Source organism: Mesorhizobium sp. WSM4898, from assembly GCF_029625845.1.
In the GTDB taxonomy this organism is placed as follows: Bacteria; Pseudomonadota; Alphaproteobacteria; order Rhizobiales; family Rhizobiaceae; genus Mesorhizobium.
Map to the genome: position 1 here is coordinate 102365 of NZ_JARTVQ010000005.1, position 22761 is coordinate 125125.

At 60.9% G+C, this 22761-nt stretch carries 19 protein-coding genes; 11 read left to right on the plus strand and 8 right to left on the minus strand.

Features of this window, described 5'->3' with window-relative positions:
* Positions 1–9: 9 nt before the first annotated feature.
* The 10 genes from P9228_RS22175 (at position 10) to P9228_RS22220 (ending at position 10530) form a co-directional block, all read left to right on the plus strand.
* Positions 10–771 (plus strand): alpha/beta hydrolase, encoded by a 762-nt coding sequence (locus P9228_RS22175; RefSeq protein ID WP_278055615.1) that lies wholly within the window; start codon positions 10–12, stop codon positions 769–771.
* A 22-nt stretch (positions 772–793) separates the two neighbouring features.
* On the plus strand, positions 794–1183 hold the full coding sequence (locus tag P9228_RS22180; protein ID WP_278055617.1) for a tautomerase family protein: 390 nt from the start codon (positions 794–796) through the stop codon (positions 1181–1183).
* Positions 1184–1651: 468 nt separating this feature from the next.
* Positions 1652–2623: a sugar ABC transporter substrate-binding protein gene (locus tag P9228_RS22185; RefSeq protein WP_278055618.1), complete on the plus strand. Its 972-nt coding sequence runs from the start codon at positions 1652–1654 to the stop codon at positions 2621–2623.
* A gap of 81 nt (positions 2624–2704) precedes the next feature.
* The gene (locus P9228_RS22190; RefSeq protein WP_278055620.1) at positions 2705–4321 is read left to right on the plus strand and encodes a GMC family oxidoreductase N-terminal domain-containing protein; all 1617 of its coding nucleotides are present in this window, start codon (positions 2705–2707) and stop codon (positions 4319–4321) included.
* Between the two features lie 11 nt (positions 4322–4332).
* Entirely contained in the window at positions 4333–5130 is a 798-nt protein-coding gene (locus P9228_RS22195; protein ID WP_278055622.1) for a glucose 1-dehydrogenase, read from the plus strand.
* Between the two features lie 54 nt (positions 5131–5184).
* On the plus strand, positions 5185–6147 hold the full coding sequence (locus tag P9228_RS22200; protein WP_278055624.1) for an acetamidase/formamidase family protein: 963 nt from the start codon (positions 5185–5187) through the stop codon (positions 6145–6147).
* A 122-nt stretch (positions 6148–6269) separates the two neighbouring features.
* Positions 6270–7220 carry an ABC transporter permease gene (locus P9228_RS22205; protein WP_278055625.1) on the plus strand — a complete coding sequence of 317 codons (951 nt, stop codon included), beginning with the start codon at positions 6270–6272 and terminating at the stop codon, positions 7218–7220.
* Positions 7217–8740 carry a sugar ABC transporter ATP-binding protein gene (locus tag P9228_RS22210; protein WP_278055627.1) on the plus strand — a complete coding sequence of 508 codons (1524 nt, stop codon included), beginning with the start codon at positions 7217–7219 and terminating at the stop codon, positions 8738–8740. Before P9228_RS22205 ends, P9228_RS22210 begins: the two co-directional genes overlap by 4 nt.
* Positions 8737–9702: an ABC transporter permease gene (locus P9228_RS22215; RefSeq protein ID WP_278055629.1), complete on the plus strand. Its 966-nt coding sequence runs from the start codon at positions 8737–8739 to the stop codon at positions 9700–9702. The genes P9228_RS22210 and P9228_RS22215 overlap by 4 nt, the downstream gene beginning before the upstream one ends.
* A gap of 99 nt (positions 9703–9801) precedes the next feature.
* Entirely contained in the window at positions 9802–10530 is a 729-nt protein-coding gene (locus P9228_RS22220; protein ID WP_278055631.1) for a GntR family transcriptional regulator, read from the plus strand.
* A 32-nt stretch (positions 10531–10562) separates the two neighbouring features.
* Here the strand turns inward: P9228_RS22220 and araD are convergent, their stop codons facing one another.
* The 8 genes from araD to P9228_RS22260 all read right to left on the minus strand — a co-directional run bounded on the left by araD (position 10563) and on the right by P9228_RS22260 (position 20997).
* On the minus strand, positions 10563–12293 hold the full coding sequence (gene araD / locus P9228_RS22225) for an L-arabinonate dehydratase (RefSeq protein ID WP_278055632.1): 1731 nt from the start codon (positions 12291–12293) through the stop codon (positions 10563–10565).
* Positions 12290–13210, minus strand: a complete 921-nt coding sequence (locus P9228_RS22230) for an amidohydrolase family protein (RefSeq protein ID WP_278055633.1) — start codon at positions 13208–13210, stop codon at positions 12290–12292. Before P9228_RS22230 ends, araD begins: the two co-directional genes overlap by 4 nt.
* Entirely contained in the window at positions 13207–14199 is a 993-nt protein-coding gene (locus P9228_RS22235; protein ID WP_278055635.1) for a Gfo/Idh/MocA family oxidoreductase, read from the minus strand. Before P9228_RS22235 ends, P9228_RS22230 begins: the two co-directional genes overlap by 4 nt.
* Positions 14200–14301: 102 nt before the next feature.
* The gene (locus P9228_RS22240; RefSeq protein ID WP_278055637.1) at positions 14302–16362 is read right to left on the minus strand and encodes a hydantoinase/oxoprolinase family protein; all 2061 of its coding nucleotides are present in this window, start codon (positions 16360–16362) and stop codon (positions 14302–14304) included.
* Positions 16359–18110 (minus strand): hydantoinase B/oxoprolinase family protein, encoded by a 1752-nt coding sequence (locus P9228_RS22245; RefSeq protein WP_278055638.1) that lies wholly within the window; start codon positions 18108–18110, stop codon positions 16359–16361. The genes P9228_RS22240 and P9228_RS22245 overlap by 4 nt, the downstream gene beginning before the upstream one ends.
* Before the next feature lie 53 nt (positions 18111–18163).
* Complete coding sequence (locus tag P9228_RS22250; protein WP_278055639.1) at positions 18164–18931, minus strand: ATP-binding cassette domain-containing protein; 768 nt, start codon at positions 18929–18931, stop codon at positions 18164–18166.
* The gene (locus tag P9228_RS22255) at positions 18928–19827 is read right to left on the minus strand and encodes an ABC transporter permease (protein ID WP_278055641.1); all 900 of its coding nucleotides are present in this window, start codon (positions 19825–19827) and stop codon (positions 18928–18930) included. Before P9228_RS22255 ends, P9228_RS22250 begins: the two co-directional genes overlap by 4 nt.
* A gap of 162 nt (positions 19828–19989) precedes the next feature.
* The gene (locus P9228_RS22260) at positions 19990–20997 is read right to left on the minus strand and encodes a sugar ABC transporter substrate-binding protein (RefSeq protein WP_278055643.1); all 1008 of its coding nucleotides are present in this window, start codon (positions 20995–20997) and stop codon (positions 19990–19992) included.
* 186 nt (positions 20998–21183) lie between these two features.
* On the opposite strand from P9228_RS22260, the gene P9228_RS22265 reads away from it, so the two are divergent.
* Positions 21184–22233 carry a LacI family DNA-binding transcriptional regulator gene (locus P9228_RS22265; protein WP_278055644.1) on the plus strand — a complete coding sequence of 350 codons (1050 nt, stop codon included), beginning with the start codon at positions 21184–21186 and terminating at the stop codon, positions 22231–22233.
* The last annotated feature ends 528 nt before the right edge of the window (positions 22234–22761 follow it).

Here is a 22761-nt window from a genome sequence, read left to right on the forward strand (position 1 = left end):
GAAGAGCCAATGGCAACCGAGATCGTACCCGCGAAGGTCGTCGGAAGCGGCCCGGAGCGCATTGTCGCCGTGGCCGGATGGATGGGGGACCACAACCTGTTCGATCCGTTCGTGCCGCTGGTCGATACAGCCCGCTATAGCTTTGCCCTCCTTGACGCCAGGGGGTACGGCAGCCGTAGGGACTCCGGGGGACCCTTCACGATCGAGCAGATCGCCGCCGATATCGTTTCATGTTCGGCCGGATTGGGCTGGTCAAAATACCACGTGATCGGCCACTCCATGGCGGGAATGTCGGTGCAGAGGCTGGTCGTCGATATTCCGGCGAAGATCGCGTCGGCTATCCTTGTGGCTCCCGTGCCGGCTTCAGGCGCGCGAATTGATGATCAGCGCCGTCAAATGCTCCTCGCTGCAATCAAGGACCCGGACGCAAGGAAGCGCCTGATCGATGCCAACACTGGAGGGACGCGTTCGGACGAGTGGCTGACGAAGCTGCGGGATACCAGCCTGGCCGGGACTAGGCCCGACGTGCTCGAAGCATACATGAGTTCCTGGACAGGCCCCGGTTTCGCGGATGAAATCGAACCTCTGCAAGTTCCTGTCCGCGTCATCGTCGGCGAGAAGGACCCTGGTGCGGTGCCGCAGAGGCTTCGCGACACGATCGGGACGTGGTTCCCAAAGTTCGACCTTCAGATCCTGCACGGATGTGGCCACTACCCAATGTGGGAAGAGCCGCGGACATTCGCCGAAGCCCTGTTTTCGAGGCTGGGTTGAAAAGAAACGGAGAAGCATTCCCATGCCTCTGGTGAAATTCCACGTGTACTCGGGATGGTCGCAGGAGGGCTTGATCGCGCTGTTGGACGTCGCACATCGTTCGATGGTCCAGTCTTTCCAAGTTCCCGAAAGAGACCGCTACCAGATCGTCGATCAACATCCCCCAGGCACCATGATAGCCCTCGACACTGGCCTAGATATCCCCCGCACGGACCGCTTCGTGATGGTGGAGGTCATTTCTCGCCCGCGAACGGTCGAGCAGAAGCGTACGTTTTACGCGGACCTTTCCCGGCATCTTCACCAGGAATGCGGAGTCTTACCGTCTGACCTAATGGTCTCCTTCGTGGAGAACACTGATGCCGATTGGTCATTTGGCCACGGCCGCGCGCAGTTTCTCACCAAAGAACTCTGAGCGCTCGAGAGCGTGTCAAGGTCCCTTGAAGATGCAACCCTGGTTGTTGGTTACCGGGACCTTTCGATTCAGCCCCCGCTAACGATCCAAACTTAGCGGCGATCATCGCCATTAGCAGAGTGGCAAGCCGCGCTTCCACTAGAGCCGTTTGCCGGGAGCATCACCGAGCGAACTCGGGCGTTCTTGGCGGAGAGTCTGGCTATGATCGGTGAAAGTGCCGAAGCGACCGTCGCCGCCCTCGTCGGCCCGAGGGGTCCGCGCTCTGAAATTGGCGATATATCGATATGTATCCCTGCTCGCTGAAGCGCCCGTAGACTCGGATTTTTCGCGAAAAGACCACACTTTTCCAATTTTTCTGCATCAAGCCATTGACACTCGACCAAACTCATATATCGATATATCGCTCGATAAAAAGAAGAAATGGGCAGAGGTCAGCTCGACGTCAGTCGGCACAATCCGGAGGTAACAATGAGAAAACTGCTGCAATTGGTGACGGTTCTCGGGATCGTCGCAACGCCCGCTATTGCCAATGCAAAGGACCTGACGATCGGCTTTTCCTGGAACAGCAAGCAAGAGCCAATCGTCTACGCCTGGGAGAAGTATCTCCAGAGCGAGGGCGCGGCGCAGGGCAAAGCGGCCGGCTTCAACGTCAAGTTCATTTTCAACGTCGCGGACAACGATCCCACCCGTCAGGCGGCGAACATCGAGGACCTGATCAACCAGGGCGTCGATATCATCATGGCGCGTGCGGCGGACAGCGGCGCCATCGGCGCATCCATCAAGGCGGCCCAGGATGCAAATATTCCGTTTCTGACGTTCGACCACCCTCCGGGCTCGGTGCAGCCTACCGCCCATCTGGGAGGCGACGGCAACAAGGACGCTACGGCTGCCGCCAACGCGCTCTCCGATCTCCTCGCTTCGAAAGGGGTCAAGGGTCAATGCATCGAGCTGCAGGGCGCGTTGACCGACGTTAACGGGCATACCAGGCACGAAGGATGGCTTGCTGCTACGAAGGGCAAGATCGAGACCCTGCAGACTATTCCGACGAACTGGGATCCGGAGATTTTCCGGTCGGGCACGGCAAATGCCTTCCGGGCTCATCCAGAGGCAAACTGCATCTTCATGGCAAGCGACTTCGCGCTTTCGGCGGTGCAGTCGGCGCTCGAGGCCGCGGGGCGCTGGGCTCCTGCCGGAGATCCCAAGCATGTCTACATCGCGGCGCTCGACGTCCAGCCCATCGCCATCGACGCGCTGCGTAAAAAGTACATCGATGTGGACGTGACGTACGACGCCAACGTCCTGTCCAAGAAGGCCATCGAGGTCGCCCTGCAACTGGCCAAGGGCGAGAAGCCTGCGTGCGCGCCAGACTGCTCGATCGTCGGGCGTATCGCGACGCCTGAAAACATCGACACGCTGCCGGACCTGTGGTCGCGCCAATAGCGCTTGTCTCGGGCAGCCGGAAACCTTCGGCTGCCCGCTGGCATCCAGCAACTCGAATTTGACCATTCTTGGAAGACTGCCATGGCGCGGGATCACACCGTCAGCGTCAATACGGAGACGTTTGACTATATCGTCATCGGAGCAGGCTCCTCCGGCAGCGTCGTTGCAGCCAGGCTTTCCGAAGATGCCCGCAAGCGGATCCTGTTGATCGAAGCCGGCCCGCGGGATTCCAGTCCATGGGTCCACATCCCAATGGGCTACGGCAAGCTCTACACCGATCGCCGCCACAACTGGTGCTACCGGAGCGAGCCGGAGCCCGAGTTGGGCGGACGAACGACATATCAGCCGAGAGGCAAGCTTCTCGGCGGAACTGGGTCGATCAACGGAATGATCTATACCCGCGGCCAAAGGGAGGATTTCGATTCCTGGCAAAGCGCCGGCTGCGCAGGCTGGGGCTATGCTGATGTTCTGCCCTACTTCAAAAAGGCCGAACATCAGGCGCGCGGTGCCGACGAATATCACGGCATCGGCGGCCCGATCTGGGTCTCCGACCTCAGCGCCCACCCGTTAGCGGATGCTTTCATCGATGCCGCCATTTCGACCGGGTCGCCGCTCAACCGCGACTTCAACGGCGCGTCCCAAGAGGGCGCAGGCTACGCGCAAGTCAACACGCGGCACGGACGCCGCAGCAGTTCAGCGTCAGGCCATCTGAAGTCGGCGGGCAAGCGTGCGAACCTCAAAGTGCTCACCAGTGCCGAAGTCACTCGCATTCGGTTCAGTGAGCGGGTCGCCGTCGGGGTCGAGTACCGCATGGACCGGACCCCCTTCTACGCTGCAAGCCTAGGGGAGACGATCCTCTGCGCCGGAACCTTCAATTCCCCCAAGATCCTTGAACTGTCCGGGGTCGGCAACGCCGAGATTCTCTCCAAGTTCGGCGTGCCCGTTGTCACGGACCTGCCCGCCGTCGGCGAAAATCTCAAGGACCATTTCGGGGTGCCGTTGGAGTTCCGCTGCACCCGGGCAATCACGGTCAACGATCTTGCGTCCAGCTTCTGGCGGAAAGCCCTCGCGTCGGCGAGGTATCTGATTACGCGCGGCGGCCAGATGGCAAGCAACGGCAACTTCGCGAATGTTTATGTGAGAAGCAGCCCTGAAATCGACCGTCCCGACCTGCTCATCACGTTGCAGGCCTGGTGCACGGACGAACACCTCAAACCGCAGCCCTTCTCGGGCTTCACCATCATGGTGGAGCATTTGCGGCCAAAGGGCTCCGGGTCCGTCCACATCCGTTCTGCGGATCCCTCAGCGGCGCCACAAATCCGGTTCAATTTCTTCAGCGAGCCGGAGGACAGGGATGCTGTCGTCAACGGACTTGCTATCGCACGCCGCATCGCGTCCGCTGCCCCCATGCGGGCGCTGATCGAGAGCTCTCTGGTCAACGATTTGGACGGCTTGGACGCGGTGGGTTTTTGCGATCTCGCCCGTTCGCACGGCCTGTCCCTGCTTCACCCGACCAGTAGTTGCCGCATGGGTGTCGACCTGGGCTCCGTCGTCGATACAGCGTTACGGGTGCGTGGCGTCGGGGGGCTTCGGATCGTGGACGCATCGGTGATGCCGTCGATCCCCTCGGGCAACACAAACGCCCCGTCCGTCATGATCGCGGAGAAAGCCGCCGACCTGATCAAAAGGGACAACTGAAGAGAGGACCAATGGAGAACCCCATCAACAGCCTGAACGGCGAAGTCTGCATCGTCACGGGCAGCACCCAGGGCCTTGGCGAAGGGATCGCGCGCTCCTTGGCGAAAGCGGGCGCGCGCGTCGTGGTGAGCGGCCGCAACGAGCAGCATGCGGAAGCGATCGCGGCCGACCTGAGAAGCTCCGGCCATGAGGCGACCGCGATCTCCGCCAACGTCGCCGAGCGGTCAGACATCAAGCGTCTGGTCGAGCACGCGCTCTCCACGTACGGAGAGATCAACGTCCTGTTCAACAACGCAGGCATCAACGATCCCCAGCCGTTTCTCGAGGTCGACGAGGCCAACTTCGAGATGATCATGCGAGTGAATGCTCTCGGCACCCTGATGTGCATGCAGGAGGTCGCCAAGCAGATGATCAAGCAAGGCAAGGGTGGCAAGATCATCAACACGACGTCCATCGCCGGACGGCAAGGCTACGCCGACATCGCTCCGTACTGCGCCAGCAAGGCCGCTGTGATCTCCCTCACGCAAGCCGCCGCCCGCGAACTGGCCTCGAACGGCATCACGGTGAACGGCATCGCGCCAGGCGTGGTGGTTACGCCGCTCTGGGACAAAATGGAACGCGAGATGCTCGAGCGCGGCGTGACGAAAAACATCGGAGAATGGATGGCTCGCTATACGCCCAACATCCTGCTTGGCCGTGCCAGCGTCCCTTCCGATTTCGCCGGCCTTGCAATCTTCCTGGCCTCCAGCGGATCCGACTACTTCACAGGCCAGACATTCATGATGGACGGCGGAATGATCCTCGTCTGACGGCGATAGCCCTCCGGTAGGGAAAGCTCGAAAAACTGAACAAGGAGAACGACGATGCAACGAATAAACCGCGAGGATGCCCTCGAATATGAAATGGCGCTCAAGGAGCCCAGACTCCGCGTCAAGCAGGGAGAAACCTTCGTCTTGCAAGTCGAAAATTCGATGAGCAACAGGATAAGATCCGAAGATGACCTGCCGACCCCGGAGGTCCTTGGCGAGTTGCATCGACTCAAGCAATTCAACCCTTGCGCCGGTCCCGTCTACGTGGAGGGCGCGGAACAGGGAGACACCCTCGCCGTGGACATCGTCGACATCGTCGTCGAAGACAAGGGATATGTGCTGATCGACCCTGCCACCGGCCCTCTGGCGGATTCGTTCAAGTACGCGGAGGCCCGCGGCCCGTCCACAAAGTTCATCAAGCATTTGCCCGGGCCGAGCGGCACGACCTCGGACGGGATCGGCGTCTACGACGACCATATCAAGTGGAACCTCCAGCCGCTGGTCGGCACGCTGGGCGTCGTTCCCGACCGCCCTTCGTCCGGCTCCGACACCGTGACCATGCAATGCGCGTGGGGGGGAAACCTGGATACGCGTGAGTTCCGGAAAGGCCACCGGGTCTTCTTCCCGGTGGCCCATGAAGGCGCCCTGCTCTATGGCGGCGACCTGCACGCTTCCCAGGCGACCGAGTTTGGCGGCACGGGTGACGAGAGCCGCGGCGAAATCACGCTGAAATGCGAAGTCATCAAGAAGAAAAAGACCCCGTTCGTCCGGGTGGAGACACCGACCGAGATCGTCCAGCTGAACTCGTATCGACCGATCGAAGAAGGCTTCAAGCAGGCACACATCTGGATGATCGACTGGCTCGTCGAGGACTACGGTTTCACAGTTCGGGATGCGATCTACAATCTCGCTGTAAACCCCGACGTGCGCGCCAACGTCTACGCGCTCTCGATATGGGGCAAGATGAATTACACGATCGGCGTCAGCTTTCCCAAGGCGAACCTCAAGCGAGGTTGATCGCGGCGGCGGTGGAGCTGGCGCGGAAGGTCGCGCCTGCTTCACCGCCGACATGATTGGCCACTTGCTTGAACACAAGGGCAACGAGCCGGAAAACGGCGACTCACGGAGGAGAGTTTAGGATGCAAGCCGTCGCTGTGCGCAAGGAGAACACGATTATCTTCGGGCTGGTCGCGCTGGCCGCTATCGTCCTCCTTGGCTACATGTACATGAACGCCCCGGCATTCTTCCGGGTCAACAACCTCGTCAATGTCCTGGTCCAGACCTCGGTATTGGGCCTGCTGGCAATGGGGATGTCTTTTGTGTTGATCGGTGGCGGGATCGACCTTTCGCTGCCTGCCATTCTTGCATTCAGCGCCATCATCGGCGTGATCGCGATGCAGACGACGCAAGTAGCGATGCTGGGTCCGATCATGATGCTGGCAATAGGAGCCGCGCTCGGCGCATTCAACGGAGCGGCGGTCGCCTACTTCGGCATGGCACCGTTCGTCGTCACCCTGGCGACGATGACCGTAGTCGGGGGAGCGAGCGTATGGATAACCGGCTCGCAAAGCGTTTCGGGCTACCCTCCCGTCTTCGACGACGTAATCCGCTTCCGCCTCCTAAACCTCCCCATGCTGGTATGGATCACGGCGGTGATCACCGCGGTCGCCACGGCAATCATCGCAAAAGGCGCATACGGACGGCAGATAAAGGCTGTAGGCCTGAATCCTCGAGCCGCCCTTATCGCCCGCATGGACGTGAAGCGCCTGGTTCTGTCGACCTACGTCTTGTCCGGCTGTTTTGCCGCCATAACCGGAGTGTTCCTGGTTGCCAGGCTAGGATCTGCATCGGCCAACCTTGGAAACGATAGCCTGCTTCTGGACATCATCAGCGCCTGCGTGATCGGCAGGGTCAGCATTTACGGCGGTATCGGCAATCCTCTCCATGCCGTTCTCGGGGCGCTGTTCGTTACCTTGATCAGCAATTCGATGAACCAGCTGGGCGCCTCCTACTTCGCGAGCCTTATCTTGAAGGGAGTGCTGATCATCATTTTCGTCTATCTCGATCAGGCACTGAGGAGGAAGGCATGAGCGAACTTGCACGCCTCTCCATGAAGGGCATTCGCAAATCTTTCGGCTCCGCCGTCGCCATTTCCGAAGGTGATCTGTCGGTAATGCCAGGCGAAGTCCACGCGCTCATGGGTGCCAACGGCGCAGGCAAGAGCACGATGATGAACGCGCTCGGCGGCATCATCCCGGTCGATGATGGGACGATCGAAATCGACGGCAAGGCCGTCGCGCTGAGACACGCCCGCGACGCGGCAAGCCATGGCATCGCTTTTGTCCACCAGGAACTGACGATGCTGCCCACGATGACCGCCGCCGAAAACGTGTTCATCGACCGCTTTCCGACCCGGTTCGGAAGGATCGACCGCCAGACCATGCGATCCCGGTGCAAGGAGCTTCTCCAGTTGGTCGGCTGCAGCGTCTCGCCGGACACGCCCGTCGAAACCCTAAGCACAGGCGACCGCCAAATGCTGGAGATTGCGCGGGCGCTGAAATCCAACCCCAGGATCGTCATCTTAGACGAACCCACCTCTTCGCTTTCGCGCCCCGAGCGCGAGCGCCTTTTCGACGTCGTGCGCAAGCTGAAGGCAATGGGGACGGCCGTCGTCTACATCACGCATTTCCTCGAAGAAGTCTTCACGATCTGTGACGCAGTCACGGTAATGAGGAACGGGCGTACGGTCTCGGCAACCAAGATCGAGAACACGACACCCTCGACCGTGCTTCGCGAAATGCTCGGAGAGATTGCCGCTACTGAGCGGTTGAGGGAGCCATACAGAACCAGCGCTCCTGCCAGGCTGACTGTGCGCAACCTGACCCGCGAGCGCGTTCTCGATGACATAAACCTGACGCTTCGGCCTGGCGAAATCGTCGGCCTCTGGGGCCTGCTCGGCTCCGGGCGAAGCGAACTGGTGCGCGCGCTCATGGGGCTCGATCCCATCGATCGTGGCGACTTGGAGCTAACCGCCAACGGAAGCTCCGGGCGCGTCGAACCTGAGTACCTTCGAAAGATCACCGGGCTCGTCACCGAAGACCGACGGGGCGAGGGCCTGATCCTTCCCTTCAGCGTGGCTGAAAACATTTCGCTGCCGCAGCTGAAGAAAATGAAGTCGAAATCGGGCCTCGTCGACACCGACGCCGAGAAGACCTTGGCGGAAACCCTCATCAAGCGTCTCGGGGTGAAGGTAAGTTCGCCGCAACAGCCTGTCGGAACGCTCTCGGGGGGCAATCAGCAGAAAGTCGTCTTCGCACGCTGGCTACCGCTAAAGCCGGAACTTTTCATACTGGACGAGCCAACCCGCGGACTCGACACCGGGGCGAAGGACGAGATCCTCAAGCTCAGCGTCGAGCTCGCGAAAGAAGGCGCGGCCATTCTCTTCATATCCTCGGAACTGGAAGAGATCATGCGCGTCGCGGACCGTTACGTCGTCATCATCCGCGGCCGCATAACGCAAGAATTGCCGGGCACCGCGACCAAGGACGAGCTGATGGAATCGATTTCCGCTCGGCCTGCAGTCGCCCATGCGCAGGAGACCGTCCAATGACCACAGTATCGACGAGCCAGTTCACGGGAAGGCGCCGGCTCCCCGTCCTCGGATTTGGGGCCATTCTCCTGGCGGTGATTGTCGGCTTCTCGATCGCCGCACCGAATTTCGCGACGGTCGGCAACGCCTTCGCCATGCTTCACGCCATGGTGCCCGTTACCGCAGCCGCAACAGGCATCGCTCTGGTCATCATGAGCGGCAAGATCGACATCTCGATCGGGTCCATAGCGTTCCTCGCAGGCTCGATCGGCGGCCTCTTGATGGACGGCGGCCAAGTTGGACCAATCCTTGGCTTTTTCCTCATCCTCGTAATTGCCTCCCTACTGGGAGCGCTGAACGGCTTCATCGTCTCGGTCCTGGGCATCAATTCGCTCATTACCACCTTGGGCACCATGATCACGTTCCGCGGCATTGGGCTGATGTTGACAGAAGCGCGCGTCATTCCGCTGCCCGCGAGCATTCAGAATCTGGGCAACTCAACATTGGGCCCGGTATTCGTCGACACGCTGTTGCTGGCGTTGCTGCTGGTGGTCGTTCATTATGCCCATCTCCACACGGCTTTTGGCAGGCACGTTACGGCCGTGGGAAACAGCGAGGAGACATCGCATAGAATCGGAATCAACACGCGTCTCACCAGCTTCGTGGTCTTTGTACTGTCCGGCCTGTTCGCAGGGATTTCGGCATCCGCCAGCTTTATTCAAGTCGGTTCCATAACGGGGTTTCTTGGTCGAGGGCTGGAGTTTAACGCTATCGCGGTTGCTGTCGTGGGAGGTATCAGCCTTTCTGGCGGGCGCGGCAAGATCCTACCGGGGATATTGCTCGGCGCGCTCGCGTTCCAGGTGATTTTCAACGGCCTCAACCAAGTCGGCGCCAACCCCTACATTTATCAGCTGGTGACCGGAGCGGTAATCTTCGTCGCTATGTATGTGGACGCCATAAAGACTCGGAGGCAGCCAACCTAACGGGCGGGCAGGCACATAGGGTCGGTCTGAAAATAAAGATAGGTTCGACAATGCGGTCGGACCTAGCGGACGCGCATTCTTCGGGCGGAACACCAAATCATGGACTCATTCAAGAAATTCGTTGCAAAGAGGGCTCTTAGCGACAGCCTGCCGAAAACCCATCAAGTCTATGAGCTCATTCGACAGGCGATCATATCGATGCATTTGCCTCCGGGGGCACCGCTCGTTGAAAAGGAGATTTGCGCCGAACTGGGCATTTCACGAACACCTCTCCGTGAGGCAATTCTGAACTTGGCCACGCAGAATCTTGTAGTGATCAGGCCGGGAGGCGGAACGTTCGTAAACCGCATTGTCCTGAGGCAGGTCCTGCAGGGTCAGATGGTCCGCGACACGCTCGAAGTGCGATTGACGAGGCTTGCAGCCCGCAATTTCACGACCGAAATAGCACCCGACTTTGAGCTTTCGCTTTTCCAGCAATCGGCCGCCGCGAAGCGCCGGGACGTCGATGCTTTTTTCGCGCTCGACAACGAGTTCCATAGCCTTGTCTGCAGGTGCGCCGGATTTCCCGATGCCTGGCAGACAATTCATATGGCGACCGGGCAACTGGATCGAATCCGGCGGCATGCGTTCCCGACCGAAAACACATTCGACCTCGTGCTTGACGAGCACCGTCAAATCTACGACCGGATCAAGAATCATGACGAGGACGGTGCCGAGAAAGCGTTCCAGGCTCAGATCGATAGCATCTTCCCTACTATCAAGGTCGTGAAGACCAGCTTCCCGCATATGTTCGACACGGATGCCGTTTCGGTCGAGGACATCCGGTAGCCGGGCACCCCGATAAGACGATGTCTCGGCCGTTAGAATATCGCCGGCTCATCAGTTACCCCACCGTAGCTCGTCTCCAAGAAGTCGAAGTCGCAACCCTTGTCCGCCTGCTGGATATGCTGGGAGAACATGGCGCCGTACCCGCGGGTAAACCGGGGAGCCAGAGGCTTCAGCGCCGCCCGGCGATCCGCGAGTTCCTCCGGGGATATCTCCAACCTGATCTCGCGGTTTGGAACGTCGATCGAGACGAGGTCGCCAGTCCTGACGAGGGCGAGCGTTCCGCCTACAAAGGCCTCCGGCGAGACGTGAAGGATGCAGGCCCCGTAGCTCGTCCCGCTCATCCTGGCGTCGGATATGCGAACCATGTCGCGCACGCCCTGCTTCACGAGCTTCTTCGGTATCGGCAGCATTCCCCACTCGGGCATGCCGGGCCCACCTTGCGGGCCGGCGTTCCGAAGGATCAGCACGTGATCGGCGGTGACGTCCAGGTCGTCGCTATCGATCACCGCTTTCATCGAAGGGAAGTCGTCAAAGACAAGCGCAGGCCCGGTATGGCGAAGATATCGTGGACTGCATGCGCTCGGTTTAATGACGGCGCCGTTCTCCGCAAGGTTGCCCTTGAGGACAGCCAGCGCCCCTTCGGGGTAAATCGGGTTGTCGAGCGGCCGGATAACGTCTTGATTGTAGACCTCGGCACCGGCGATGTTTTCCCCCACCGTTTGCCCGTTCACGGTCATCTCCGACATGGAAAGCCGGCTGGCGAGACGGTTCATGAGGGCTGGCAGTCCGCCAGCGTAGTAGAAGTCCTCCATCAGGTATGTGTCGCCGCTGGGGCGAACATTGGCGATCACCGGGACAACCCGGCTTGCCTTGTCGAAGTCGTCGAGCGTCACATTGTGCCCAGCGCGTCGAGCCATCGCAATGAGATGGATCACGGCATTGGTCGAACATCCCATTGCCATCGAGACGACGATCGCGTTGTCGAACGCCTGGCGAGAGAGCACCTTGGCGGGCACCAGGTCCTCCCAGACCATATCCACGCACCGCCTCCCCGCCTCCGAGCACATGCGAATGTGGTTGACGTCGGCGGCCGGGATAGACGAGGCCGCCGGAAGAGTCATTCCGATCGCTTCGGCGATCGCCGTCATGGTCGATGCCGTTCCCATGGTCATGCAGTGTCCGTGACTGCGGGCGATTCCGGCCTCGATATCCTGCCAATCCTTGTCGGAGATATTCCCGGCGCGGCGTTCGTCCCAGAATTTCCATGCATCCGAACCGGAGCCCAGCGTCTTTCCCTTCCAGTTGCCTCGCAACATCGGTCCGGCCGGCACGTAGATGGCCGGCAGCCCCGCACTGATCGCCCCCATGATCAATCCAGGCGTGGTCTTGTCGCAACCGCCCATCAGGACGACCCCGTCGACCGGATGGGATCGGATCAGCTCTTCGGTATCCATGGCGAGCATGTTCCGGTAGAGCATCGTCGTCGGCTTGACGAAATTTTCGGAGAGCGAGAGCGCCGGAAGTTCGATGGGGAAGCCGCCTGCCTGGAAAACGCCTCTCTTCACGTCTTCGACGCGAGTTTTGAAGTGCGCGTGGCACGGGTTGATGTCGGACCAGGTGTTTAGGATCGCGATGACGGGTTTTCCCACCCAGTCATCTGCCGAATATCCCATCTGCATGATGCGGGAGCGGTGGCCAAATCCCTTCAAGTCGTCCGGAGCGAACCACCGAGAGCTTCTCAGCGTGTTGGGAACCTTTTTCATTTCAAGCCATCCTCGTCAGCGAAGCCGAACAGCTTCGCTGGATTTCGGACCAGAATGCTTCTCAGGGCGTCGGAACTATCAACCCAAGCGGCGATGCGGTCGAGGGCCTTTGCGTCGTCGACTGGGCGGAAAGGAGTGACTCCATGCGGGCTGGACGCGCCCGTGCCCCCGCCCGGATGGGGCCAGTTCGAACCCCAGAGAAGACGGTCGGGGTTGGCTTTGACGAAGGCGCGGACCAAGTGCCCGACAGCGGTCGACTGGGGATCGGCCGAAACTAGGTAGGGCGCCGATAGCTTCACGTAGACCTTCTCGGACGAGACAAGCGAGATGAGCGTATCGAGGCCTGGTTGATCCAAACCCCTGTCGGCATCGGCACGGCCGAAATGGTCGATGACCACCGGGACGGGCGCTTGCTTCAATTCCGCTTCCAGAGCAGCGATGATGCCCAACTCCGTGAATATCTGCACATGCCAGCCGAGCTTTTCCGTCAGCGCGAATGCCCATCGGACATCATCGCGTATTCGATCCAACTCGGACACGGAGCCAGCCGCGAGGTTAAGACGGATGCCCACGATTCCCCCGCTGGCCAATTCCTCCATTCCCTTTGGGCTCGCATGACGATCCACGACGGCCACCCCGCGCGCGCCAGGACCCATCATCCGAATGGCATCGAGAGTGCACGTGTTGTCCGTGCCGTAAATGCTGGGCTGGACGACGATGACGCGGTCAAGATTCAACGCCGCCTGGTGGGCGGCAAGAGCCTCGACCGGGGCCGGCGGGGGGGTGTAGGAGCGTCCGTTCCACAGCGGAAACTGTTTGCGCGGCCCGAAAACATGCACATGGCAATCGCATGCGCCCCGTGGCATGTCCGTGCCGACAGTGCTGTGCACGACGTCCAGGATCGGCTCCGGTGTCATTGGCGCGCCTCGGCATCGGGATGCGCGTCCCACCATTTGGCCTGCTCGTCCTCAATGGATTGGAGAATGCTCATGGCCGGAAGGACGGACCGCCCGGTGACGAGCGGGGCCTTGCCGCCACGAACCGCCGAAACGAAATCGCGGCTCACTTGGGCATTGTTTTCCTTTTCCGACTGCACGGGCTGCTCGCGGCCGCTCAGCGACAGCGTGCCCTTGAGGATATCGAGCCGATAAGCCTCCCGGTCCGTGACGACAAAGATGTCGAACATCCTTTCCTGCGAGTGATAGGATCCGGTACACACTATCGTCTGCTGCCGATCGGTCTCGATCATCGCCGCCAGTTCCATCGGGATGCCGGTCTTGGGCAAAGGCGGCGGCATGATCGCGAAAGAGCGCGTGATGCGCGCGGCCGCGCGCTGCGGAACGCCTCCGCCTGCAAGCCAGAGCCCCACGTCGACCAAGTGCGCACCATGGTGCCAGAGCAGGTTGTCAGTCCAACTGCGATGCAGACCTGTGGAGCCTACGTTTTCCAGCCGATGAAGGAAGAGCCTGGAATGGACATGACGTACATTCTCCTCGCCTGCGCCAACGCGCTTGCACAGTTCGACGTGCTCGCGCCTGAAACGCATCGGATGGACGACGCCGAGAGTGAGGCCCAGCCGCTCGGCGAGTTCCACCACTTCGAGCGCGTCCGGATAATTCAATGCCAGCGGAATCTCGACCAGAACGTGCTTGCCCGCCTCGAGAGCCTGAATCGCCATCGAGGCATGGGTGGCGCTAGGCCCCGCGATAATAATGATGTCGATTTCGTCATCGGAAACGGCGGCGGAGTAGTCGGTCGTCCACTTGCGATATTCATAGTCGACGGCGAAGGCTTCCGTCTTAGGCGCTTCGCGGCCGACAAGCGTATGCAGTGTGCAGCCGAAGTCCTTTAGGCTGTCCGAATGCCACGTGCCCATCATGCCGTGGCCTACCATGCATACGTTCATTTTGTCAGCTCCAGCGCGCCAGCGGACATTTAGCAATATATCAGAATATTACAATATCGATGACTGTCGCAGGCGTGTTGCGTCGATATCCCGCGGCCTCAGTCAGTCAAACGAGATCAGCAGCCCGCCCTCGGCTGTAGTGCTTGCTCGACTGCCCGCGGGCACGAAGTTTGACGTGAGCAAATCTGAAACGATGGCCGGCCCCGACAACTCGCTTCCGGCTGGCAGCGTGCCGGCATCGAAGGCGGCGATCGTGGACCACCCTCCTTTTTGCGAAAGATAGACCTGTCTCTTCGTGGAAACCCGGCGCGAGAAATTGGCCATCGCGGCGCCCGTTGGCGCCCGCACCTGCACCCGACCGACCGCCTGGATGCGCCATTCGAGAAACTCGACCGGCTCGGCAGGCGAGGCAACCGAGTAGAGCCGCTCGTGCAAGCGGTGGAAATCCAGGACGAGTTCGGTGAGAGCTTGCGCGTCGAGGCTCTGCCTACCGACGGGCACGGGTATCTGCCAGACCTGTCCATTGTAGCGGCACTCGGCCGCGAGCAGGAGCTCCCGCCTGTCATCGTCGATACCCATTGAATCGAGGAACGCAGTTCCTTCGGCCACCAGTGCGGCGAGCGTCGAATTCACAAGACCAAAATCGAAAGCGTCGCTTCGGCTGTGGGCGATCCTGCCGAAATCGAACTTGATGTCGCCCGTCGAGATGCCATACGCGCTCAAGACGCTGCCCGCACGCGGTATCAGAACCTTACGAATGCCGAGTTCCTTGGCCAGATTGGCAGCATGCAAACCGCCTGCCGCACCACCGGAGACGAGGACGAAGTCGCGAGGGTCAAATCCCTTGCGCATAGTCATGTCTTCAATGGCCGACACCATGTTCTGCTCGGCGACGGCTGAGATGATCGCGGCAGCATCCTCGACGCCAATTCCCAGCGGATCGGCCACATGCTTCGAAATCGCAGCCACAGCCCGTTGGCGGTCGAGCGTGAGGTGGCCGCCCCCGAACCGACCCGGCTCGAGAAGGCCGCGAACCAGATTGGCATCGGTAAGCGTCGGCCGTTCCCCACCCAAGCCATAGCAAGCCGGTCCAGGCTTGGATCCTGCACTTTGCGGCCCGACGTGTACGAAGCCTCCGGCGTCGACCCTCGCAATCGAGCCTCCGCCGGCGGCAATCGTCGAAATATCGACCGAGGGTACGCCGAAGACATGTCCCGCGATCGTTCCTTGTCGTTGCATCGCGACCGCGCCGTCGATCGCCATGCAGACGTCGAGGCTCGTCCCCCCGAGGTCCATGGAGATCACGTTGCGCTCGCGCAGGCCGGCGTGTCCGACAAGGCGGATCGCAGCGCCCGGGGCGGCGGAAGGGCCGGACAGGCACAGGAAAACAGGCTTGTCGACGATGACCTCACCGGAAGTTCTTCCTCCGTTGGAGCAGACGAAGAGCGGCGTTCGCTCGAATCCGGCATCGGCAAGCCGGGTAGCGAGGGTGCCGATGCTGTCCTTCATAACTGGCTTCAACGAAGCGTCGAGTGCTGTGGCGGACGTCCGGCGGTATTCGCCCACGGCGGGATTGACCTGATGCGACAAGCTAAATGGAACACCCGGCAATGTCTCGGAGATCAGTTCGCCGACCCGCAGCTCGTGCCTAGGATTCATCACCGACCACATCAAGGCGACTGCGACGGCTTCGGGTTCGGTCTTCTTGACGCGCGCCAGAACCTCTCGAACCTCTCTATCGTCCAGGGAGAGTTCGACGCCGCCTTCCGCATTGATCCTTTCCGAGACGGCAAACGTCAGCTGTCTCGGGATTAGCGGGTCGGGATAGTCCTCGAATATCTCATAGCTGTTTTCCCGGCCTCCTTCCCGGATGCGCAGCACGTCGCGGAACCCCGTGGTGCAGATCAGGACGGTCCTGGCAGTGCGGCGTTCGAGAATGGCGTTTGTGGCCGCCGTCGTGCCGCACGAGAACGTCGCGCAAGCTTTCAGAAGATCCCTGACGCTGGTGCCGCGGTCGGATGCGACGTATTGAATCCCGTCCATTATCCCTTGCGGAATGTCGTCGTGGTTCGAGAGCGACTTGTAGAAGCGGAGCGCTCCGTGGTCGTCCACCACGATGTCGGTGAACGTACCGCCCACATCCACGGAGATGGTGAGATTCATAGTGCATCTCCCGAGCAGGGACGGCTTCCCGCCGTTGGGTCGGCCCGGGCATAGCCGTAAAGCCTTGCCGCGTGGGCTTCGGTCAGCAGACCTTCCGAAATCGATTTCTCGATCTTTTCCCGCGATCGCTTGCCTGGATCACCGAAGCCGCCGCCCCCGCTTCCGTGGGCGATCAGGCGCTCACCGGGACGAAGGGTGACGTCGAAAAAGATCGGGAGCTCGCTCAGCGCGCCTGACAGGTCTCGCTTCCACGTTCTGGTCTGTCCGCCTGGCAGCCCGCCTGCTACTCCGGCCGGTGGAAACTGCTCGCCGCCGCTGTTGACCGAAAAGGTCACCGCGTCGTCTCTCACCCGGATGACGCAGTCGCAGCCCTGCGCGCCTTCCCACTCGCCGGCACCTCCTGAGTCCGGACGGAGCTCGAGCTTCTCGATGATCAGAGGCTGCTGCTGCTCCATGACCTCGACCGAGGACTGGGAGAGCATGCCTTGCGTCGTTCCGCTTCCGTATGTGAGCCAACCGTCGTGGCCGGCGAGTGCGGGGCCGCCCCAGTATCCGAGCACCATCTGGTTCACGAAGGGCGCCTGGCGCCGGGAATCGAAACCGCTGACGCAGGGAGCGGAGGCGGGATTTCCGACGGTCCCGTAAGCGGTGCCGCGCGTGTCGGTGACCTCGGCGAACATAGCCTGGATGTGATCGATCAGGATGTGAGCGAGATTGGTGGTCGCCGAACTGGTCGCCGCGGGGAACCTCGGCAGTCCGATCGCGGAGTTCTCGCGCATCTTGATCCGCACCCGGTCGAACGAACCCGATGCCCTGGGCACGTCGGGTCCCAGCATGTTGAGCACTGCGGTCAGGCAGCTGGCGGTGACGGTCGCCTCGGTCATGTTCAGGCCGATCGGAAGGCAGTCGATGTTGTCCGTAAGGTCGATCGTGATCTCGCCGGCCGTCGGGTCCACCGTCATCGTCGCCGAAATGGGCAAACCGCTCTCGAAACCCTCGCTGACGCCGTCGTGCATCGCGCGCTTGCTTAACGTGGCCGCCGGCAGCCGCGAGATTGCGCTCTTCGCCATCATGGACGCGTATTCCTGATACTGGTCCAGGAACGCCAGCACCGTCTCGACGCCGGACCGCTCACACATCTCCCGGGCCCGGCGTTCCCCGGTACGCACCGCTCCGACCATCGCGAGGTAGTCGCCATAGAACTGCTCGGGAGCGCGGATGTTAGCCTTGCAGAGTTCCACCAGCTCGAAGTTGTCTCGATAGTCGGCCTGGATTCTCAGGCAGGGAAGCGTCAGACCCTCGGCATAGTAGTCCCTGCAGAGGGATCCGTAGGTCGTAGGGGTCGGAAACCCGATATCGCTGAGGTGCGCGCGGGCGATCGAGAAGAACATGAGCCTGCCGTCGAAAAAGACGGGAGCGCATAGCGTCACGTCGGCGCAGTGTGTATTGCCCAGGTAGCTGCTGTTGTTGATGAAGCAGTCGCCTTCGCGGACGTTGTCACCGTATCGGTCACGAACGGCCTTCGGCACCAGATGGGCTGCGCCGGTGTGTATGGGAAGACCCTGCCCCGCGCTCACAGTGCGATGCCGGGCATCCGTCATAGTGCACGAGAAATCGAGCGCGGTGTTCAGCACTCCCGATCGGCCTGTCCGGGCCAGCGTATATGCCATTTCCCGGTTGATCGCCTCGAAGCGCTTCTGAAGGACGACCATGGTCAGCTGGTCGAGAGTTTGGCTTGGGTCAGACATACGCATATTCCCCTGGCCATCCTCTCAATGTTCCAGATCCTTGCTGGCCGCGCTTAATGCCGGCGCGGCTCCTCGTTGCCTCGGATGAGCGCGGAGACGTGTTCGGGATCCGCCTCGTCGATCCCGAAGGCGGCGATCGACCTGCCGTTGCGAAGCACGACGATGTCGTCGGCGACTGGCCGCACGTGGTGCACGTTGTGGGTGATGAAGATTACGGAAATCCCGCGGTCCCGGACCGCCCGGATCGTGTCCAGGACCTGCTCCTGCTGACGGACGGAAAGCGCGGCGGTCGGCTCGTCCAGGATGATCAGCTTCGCGCTGAAGTGGATCGCGCAACTGATGGCGATGCTCTGTCTCTGGCCACCGGAAAGTTCGCTGATACGATCATCGGCGCTACGCAGCCGAAGCCCCATCGAGATAGCGGCCTGTTCAGTTTCGCGCCGCATTTTTGCGTGATCCAGACGTTTGAACGGCCCCCAGCCCTTGGTCACGGAGTCCTCGCGCCCAAGAAACATGTTCCTGGCGATGCTCAGCTCGTCGACGAGGGCAAGGTTCTGGAACAGCGTCGCCACGCCTGCGTCCTGGGCGGCTTGCGGCGAACGGAAGTCGATCGGGCGGCCCTCCCAGTGGAGGCTGCCACGATCTGGCGAAACCACTCCGCTCAGCATGCTGATTAGGGTGGACTTCCCGGCGCCGTTGTCGCCCAGAAGGGCAAGCACCTTGCCCTTGCCGACAGCGAAGGAAACGTCCTTGACTGCCTCGATATGTCCGTAGCTTTTTGCGACGTTGCGAACGTCGAGGAGTACCTCCGCCGAGTTCATGAGCGGCTCCTCTTCTCGATCGCCCGGTTGATAAGAACTGCGGAAACAAGCAGCGCGCCGAGCAGTGCCTGGTAGACTGCCGGCGGCATGTTTATCAGGGCAAGCCCTTGCCGGATCATCGCGATCGTCAAGCACCCGAGCAGGGTCCCAAGCACGCTGCCGACACCGCCGCGAAGGCTGCTGCCGCCGATGACGGCCGCGGCGATGGCTTCGAGTTCCAGGCCGGAGCCGCGGTTGGCGTCGACGGTTCCAAAACGGCCGAGTTGGACAAGCCCGGAGAAGCAGGCCAAAACCGCTGTCATCACGAACAGGGTCAGTTTCAACTGGTTTATAGGCACGCCCTTCAACCGGGCGGCGGCGACATTGCCTCCGGTGGCATATATCCAGTTGCCAAACTTGGTGTTGGTCAGGACCCAGTGCGCGATCAGGAGAACGACGAGCGACCACAGAAGCCCCATGCTGAGGCCGTTCGCGAAACGCTGGGACATCCACGTCAGGACGGCTGAATCGGCGGGCGCCGAAACAGGATATCCGCCCGAGATCAGATAGACCATGGCGCGCCAGAACATGAGGCCGCCGAGCGTCACTATGAACGACGGTATGGACGCATAGAGCACAAGCGTGCCGTGCAGCAGGCCGATAAGAACTGCGCTTGCCAGCGCGCCGCATAGGGCGACGGGAACGCTCACGCCCGCGACCGACGTCAGGAACGCAGCGATAATAGACGTCAGCGCAAGCACCGACCCGATGGAGAGGTCGAATTCTCCGGCGATCATCAGCAGTGTCACGCCCGCGGCCCCGATCCCGAGCTGAGCCGCCACGATGGCCACTGAAGTCAGCGATTCCGCCGAGCTGAAATGAGGCGCCACCGTCAGGAAGATGACGAAGACGACCAAGGCGGAAATGGCCGCACCTACCCAAGGCGTTTGCGAGATCAAGCGGCGGAATTTGTGGCCAGGCCGCGGCCCGACATCGGGTGCGACAGCCGTCGTCTTCAACGTTTGCATACTTTCCTCCGAATTGAAGGGTGAGCGGGGAGCGCGCTCACCCTTCTCGCCTCACCGATAGCCGGCGGCGACGTTCGCCTTGACGGTCGCGACATTGTCCTTGTCGATGATGGCCGGACCAGTCAGCACGTCTTGGGCGAGCGTAAACCCGTACTTCTTGTTCAGATAGAGGAACTCGACCGCCAGGTAGCCCTGAAGGTACTGCTGCTGGTCGATTGTGCCGAGAATCTGGCCCTTCTCGATCGCATTGATGACGTCGTTCGACATGTCGTAGGAAAAGAGGGTGACGCTGTCGATCTTTCCGGCCTCCTGAAGCACCTTCATGATCTCGATGGTGTAGGTTGGATCCACGACGAAGACGGAAGAGATGTCGGGGTTGGCGGTCAGGTAGGCGCGGAACTGCTCGGCGGCCTGGGTCGGACTGTCGGGCGGCACCACGATGGTGTCGGCCTTGAGGCCGGCCTTGTTGTAGGTGTCCGTGAAGCCTTCGCAGCGCGCCACCAGGCCTGACTGGCCCGCGTTGGTATTCACGCAGATGCCCGACGTCGGCTTCTTGTGGCTGAGAATGTACTCCGCAGCCCTTTCGCCGCCCAGTCTTTCGTCGCCGCCGATGTAGAACAGGTAAGGGATACGCTCACCGACCGGACGGGTATCGCCCACGTTCATGGCGATGATCGGAATCCCCTTTTCAGTCGCGCGCTTCAGGCTCGCTTGGACGCCCTTGGCGTCGGGGAGGGAAACGATGAGACCATCGGGCTCGGCGGCGATGGCGCGGTCGATCTTCTCCGACTGCTGGGCCGAATTCGGTGGCGAGTTTTCCTGAAGGCTGACGACTTTGACGCCGTACTTGTCGGCGGCGTCGTGCATTCCCTTGTTGAGAACGTTCCAGAAAGGATGGCCGAGCCAGGCGTGGCTCGCCTCGTAGAACACTAGCTGCTTGTCCTCGGCGTTGGCCGCCGAAGTTGTTGAGGTGAGCGAAAACGCGGCCGTCAGGACGACTGGCAGGACGGCAAGCAAGCTGCGGACACGCGACGTCCGGCTATCACGCTGGTTTTTCATCGTTTTTCCCTCTAGCGGTTGAACCTTTGAGGTCCGCGGCCGTCTTTAGCTGTCTCTGCAGCGGCCTCTTGTGTATCGATACACAACCACCTGTCGGTGTCAACAGAATATTGATATATCGTTGAACCGCACTCTCAGACGATGAAATCAGTTGCCCTGATCGAAATGGTGTGTGCAGGAGGCGGCATGGGAAGAGTCACGATCCAGGACGTAGCAAGGACGGCTGGCGTATCCGCCACCAGCATCTCAAATTTCTTCAACAACCGCCTTCATCACATGCGCCCAGAGACGAAGGAGCGGATAGAGCAGGCGATCAAACAGTTGGGCTATGTTCCAAGCCACGCGGCACTTCAGTTGAAGACCGGCAAGACACCGATGATCGGCCTGCTCGTCCCGACTGTGGCGAACGCGTTCTTCGGAGAGCTTGCGGTGGCCATGGAGCAGGCCGCAAAGGAACAGGGATTCCGGATTATCCTTTGCAACACGTTGCAGGATGCCTCGAACGAGCGGGATTTTTGGGTCGGCCTATCTGCGCTGGGCGTGCGTGGGGTAATTTGCTCGTCAGCCCTGGTGACGAACGACGAACTGGCCGGCTACGTGAAGATGGGTCTCTGCGTTGTCGCCGTCGACGAAAAGCAGTTGGACCAGCTTCCTCCGTCTGTGGATTTCGTGTCGATCGATCACCGGAAGGCGATCCGCCTTGCTGTCGACCACCTGGTGATGCTGGGGCACCGCCGCATCGCCTACATAGCCGATTTCAGCACGACGACCTTCAGCCGCAGATCCAAGGCCGAAGGCTTCCTGGAGGCCGTGGCTAGCCATGGACTTGAAGACTGCCATCTGGTGATGCCTGACGCATCAGAAGGCGTTCCCAGGTTCTCCGGCAAGGAACTGGCGGAACTGGGAAGAGCGGGCGTGAACACCATTCTTCTCGAACATCCGAAATCGACCGCTATAGTGACCTTCAACGACATGACCGCGCTCGGAGCGATCGAGGCGTTGAAAGAGCGCCAAATCTCGGTTCCCGACCAGATTTCCGTGGTTGGTATCGACGGCATCAGCGTCGGCGAATTGCTCGCGCCCACGATTACGTCCGTGCGGCAGCCGCTGGAGCTGAGCGCCAGAGAGGCGATAGGCTGCATCACTGAACAGCTTGAGGGCGGGCGCAAGGTTCGCAAGGATGTCTCGATCGAACCTCAACTTCTAGTTCGGAAGTCTTCGGGGCCGCCGCCATGACCTGTTCAGCATGAAGCCGCCTTTGTGCGATCTCTGTCGTCAAGTTCGGGTTCAATGCGGCCGGTTGCGCGATGCAACAGGCTGACGGTGCCCTTGTCATATCCCTGTCAAGGGCGCTCTCGGTGTCGGCAAAGATCACGCTCGCACACAGGCCTGTGAAGCACCTTGCAGGTACTGCTGGCCACAGCCATGGTTGCAATCGCGGTAACGAAGCCTGATCTTGAGCAGTTCCACATTGCCCTTAATGCGACTTTCGAAGCACGAAGCGTGAACATGGAGTAGCGGCTTATGTGTTTCGAAGCCAGCAGCTGTGGCTTAGTTCGGTGACGGGCAACCACTGTGAAGGTTGGGGCCGAGAACGGATGGCAGCATGGGGTCGAGCGGCCGTTCCTTCGTCGACCTCGAGTTGGCGCCGCGACGTTCGTTGGGCACTGGCTGCAGCGTCGGGTCGGCCGCATTTCGCCGGAGCAAGGCGTCCGCGGTTTGCGCTTCCAACGTGCGAGCGGTTATAAGTTTTCGCTGCAGTCT

Coding starts and splice junctions, on each gene's coding strand:
- P9228_RS22240 (WP_278055637.1), bottom strand. CDS start 16,362: ATGAATCTCACCATCTCCGTGGATGTGGGCGGTACGTTCACCGACATC.
- P9228_RS22210 (WP_278055627.1), top strand. CDS start 7,217: ATGAGCGAACTTGCACGCCTCTCCATGAAGGGCATTCGCAAATCTTTC.
- P9228_RS22220 (WP_278055631.1), top strand. CDS start 9,802: ATGGACTCATTCAAGAAATTCGTTGCAAAGAGGGCTCTTAGCGACAGC.
- P9228_RS22215 (WP_278055629.1), top strand. CDS start 8,737: ATGACCACAGTATCGACGAGCCAGTTCACGGGAAGGCGCCGGCTCCCC.
- P9228_RS22180 (WP_278055617.1), top strand. CDS start 794: ATGCCTCTGGTGAAATTCCACGTGTACTCGGGATGGTCGCAGGAGGGC.
- P9228_RS22230 (WP_278055633.1), bottom strand. CDS start 13,210: ATGACACCGGAGCCGATCCTGGACGTCGTGCACAGCACTGTCGGCACG.
- P9228_RS22175 (WP_278055615.1), top strand. CDS start 10: ATGGCAACCGAGATCGTACCCGCGAAGGTCGTCGGAAGCGGCCCGGAG.
- P9228_RS22250 (WP_278055639.1), bottom strand. CDS start 18,931: ATGAACTCGGCGGAGGTACTCCTCGACGTTCGCAACGTCGCAAAAAGC.
- P9228_RS22265 (WP_278055644.1), top strand. CDS start 21,184: ATGGGAAGAGTCACGATCCAGGACGTAGCAAGGACGGCTGGCGTATCC.
- P9228_RS22190 (WP_278055620.1), top strand. CDS start 2,705: ATGGCGCGGGATCACACCGTCAGCGTCAATACGGAGACGTTTGACTAT.
- P9228_RS22260 (WP_278055643.1), bottom strand. CDS start 20,997: ATGAAAAACCAGCGTGATAGCCGGACGTCGCGTGTCCGCAGCTTGCTT.
- P9228_RS22245 (WP_278055638.1), bottom strand. CDS start 18,110: ATGTCTGACCCAAGCCAAACTCTCGACCAGCTGACCATGGTCGTCCTT.
- P9228_RS22205 (WP_278055625.1), top strand. CDS start 6,270: ATGCAAGCCGTCGCTGTGCGCAAGGAGAACACGATTATCTTCGGGCTG.
- P9228_RS22195 (WP_278055622.1), top strand. CDS start 4,333: ATGGAGAACCCCATCAACAGCCTGAACGGCGAAGTCTGCATCGTCACG.
- araD (WP_278055632.1), bottom strand. CDS start 12,293: ATGAAAAAGGTTCCCAACACGCTGAGAAGCTCTCGGTGGTTCGCTCCG.
- P9228_RS22185 (WP_278055618.1), top strand. CDS start 1,652: ATGAGAAAACTGCTGCAATTGGTGACGGTTCTCGGGATCGTCGCAACG.
- P9228_RS22200 (WP_278055624.1), top strand. CDS start 5,185: ATGCAACGAATAAACCGCGAGGATGCCCTCGAATATGAAATGGCGCTC.
- P9228_RS22235 (WP_278055635.1), bottom strand. CDS start 14,199: ATGAACGTATGCATGGTAGGCCACGGCATGATGGGCACGTGGCATTCG.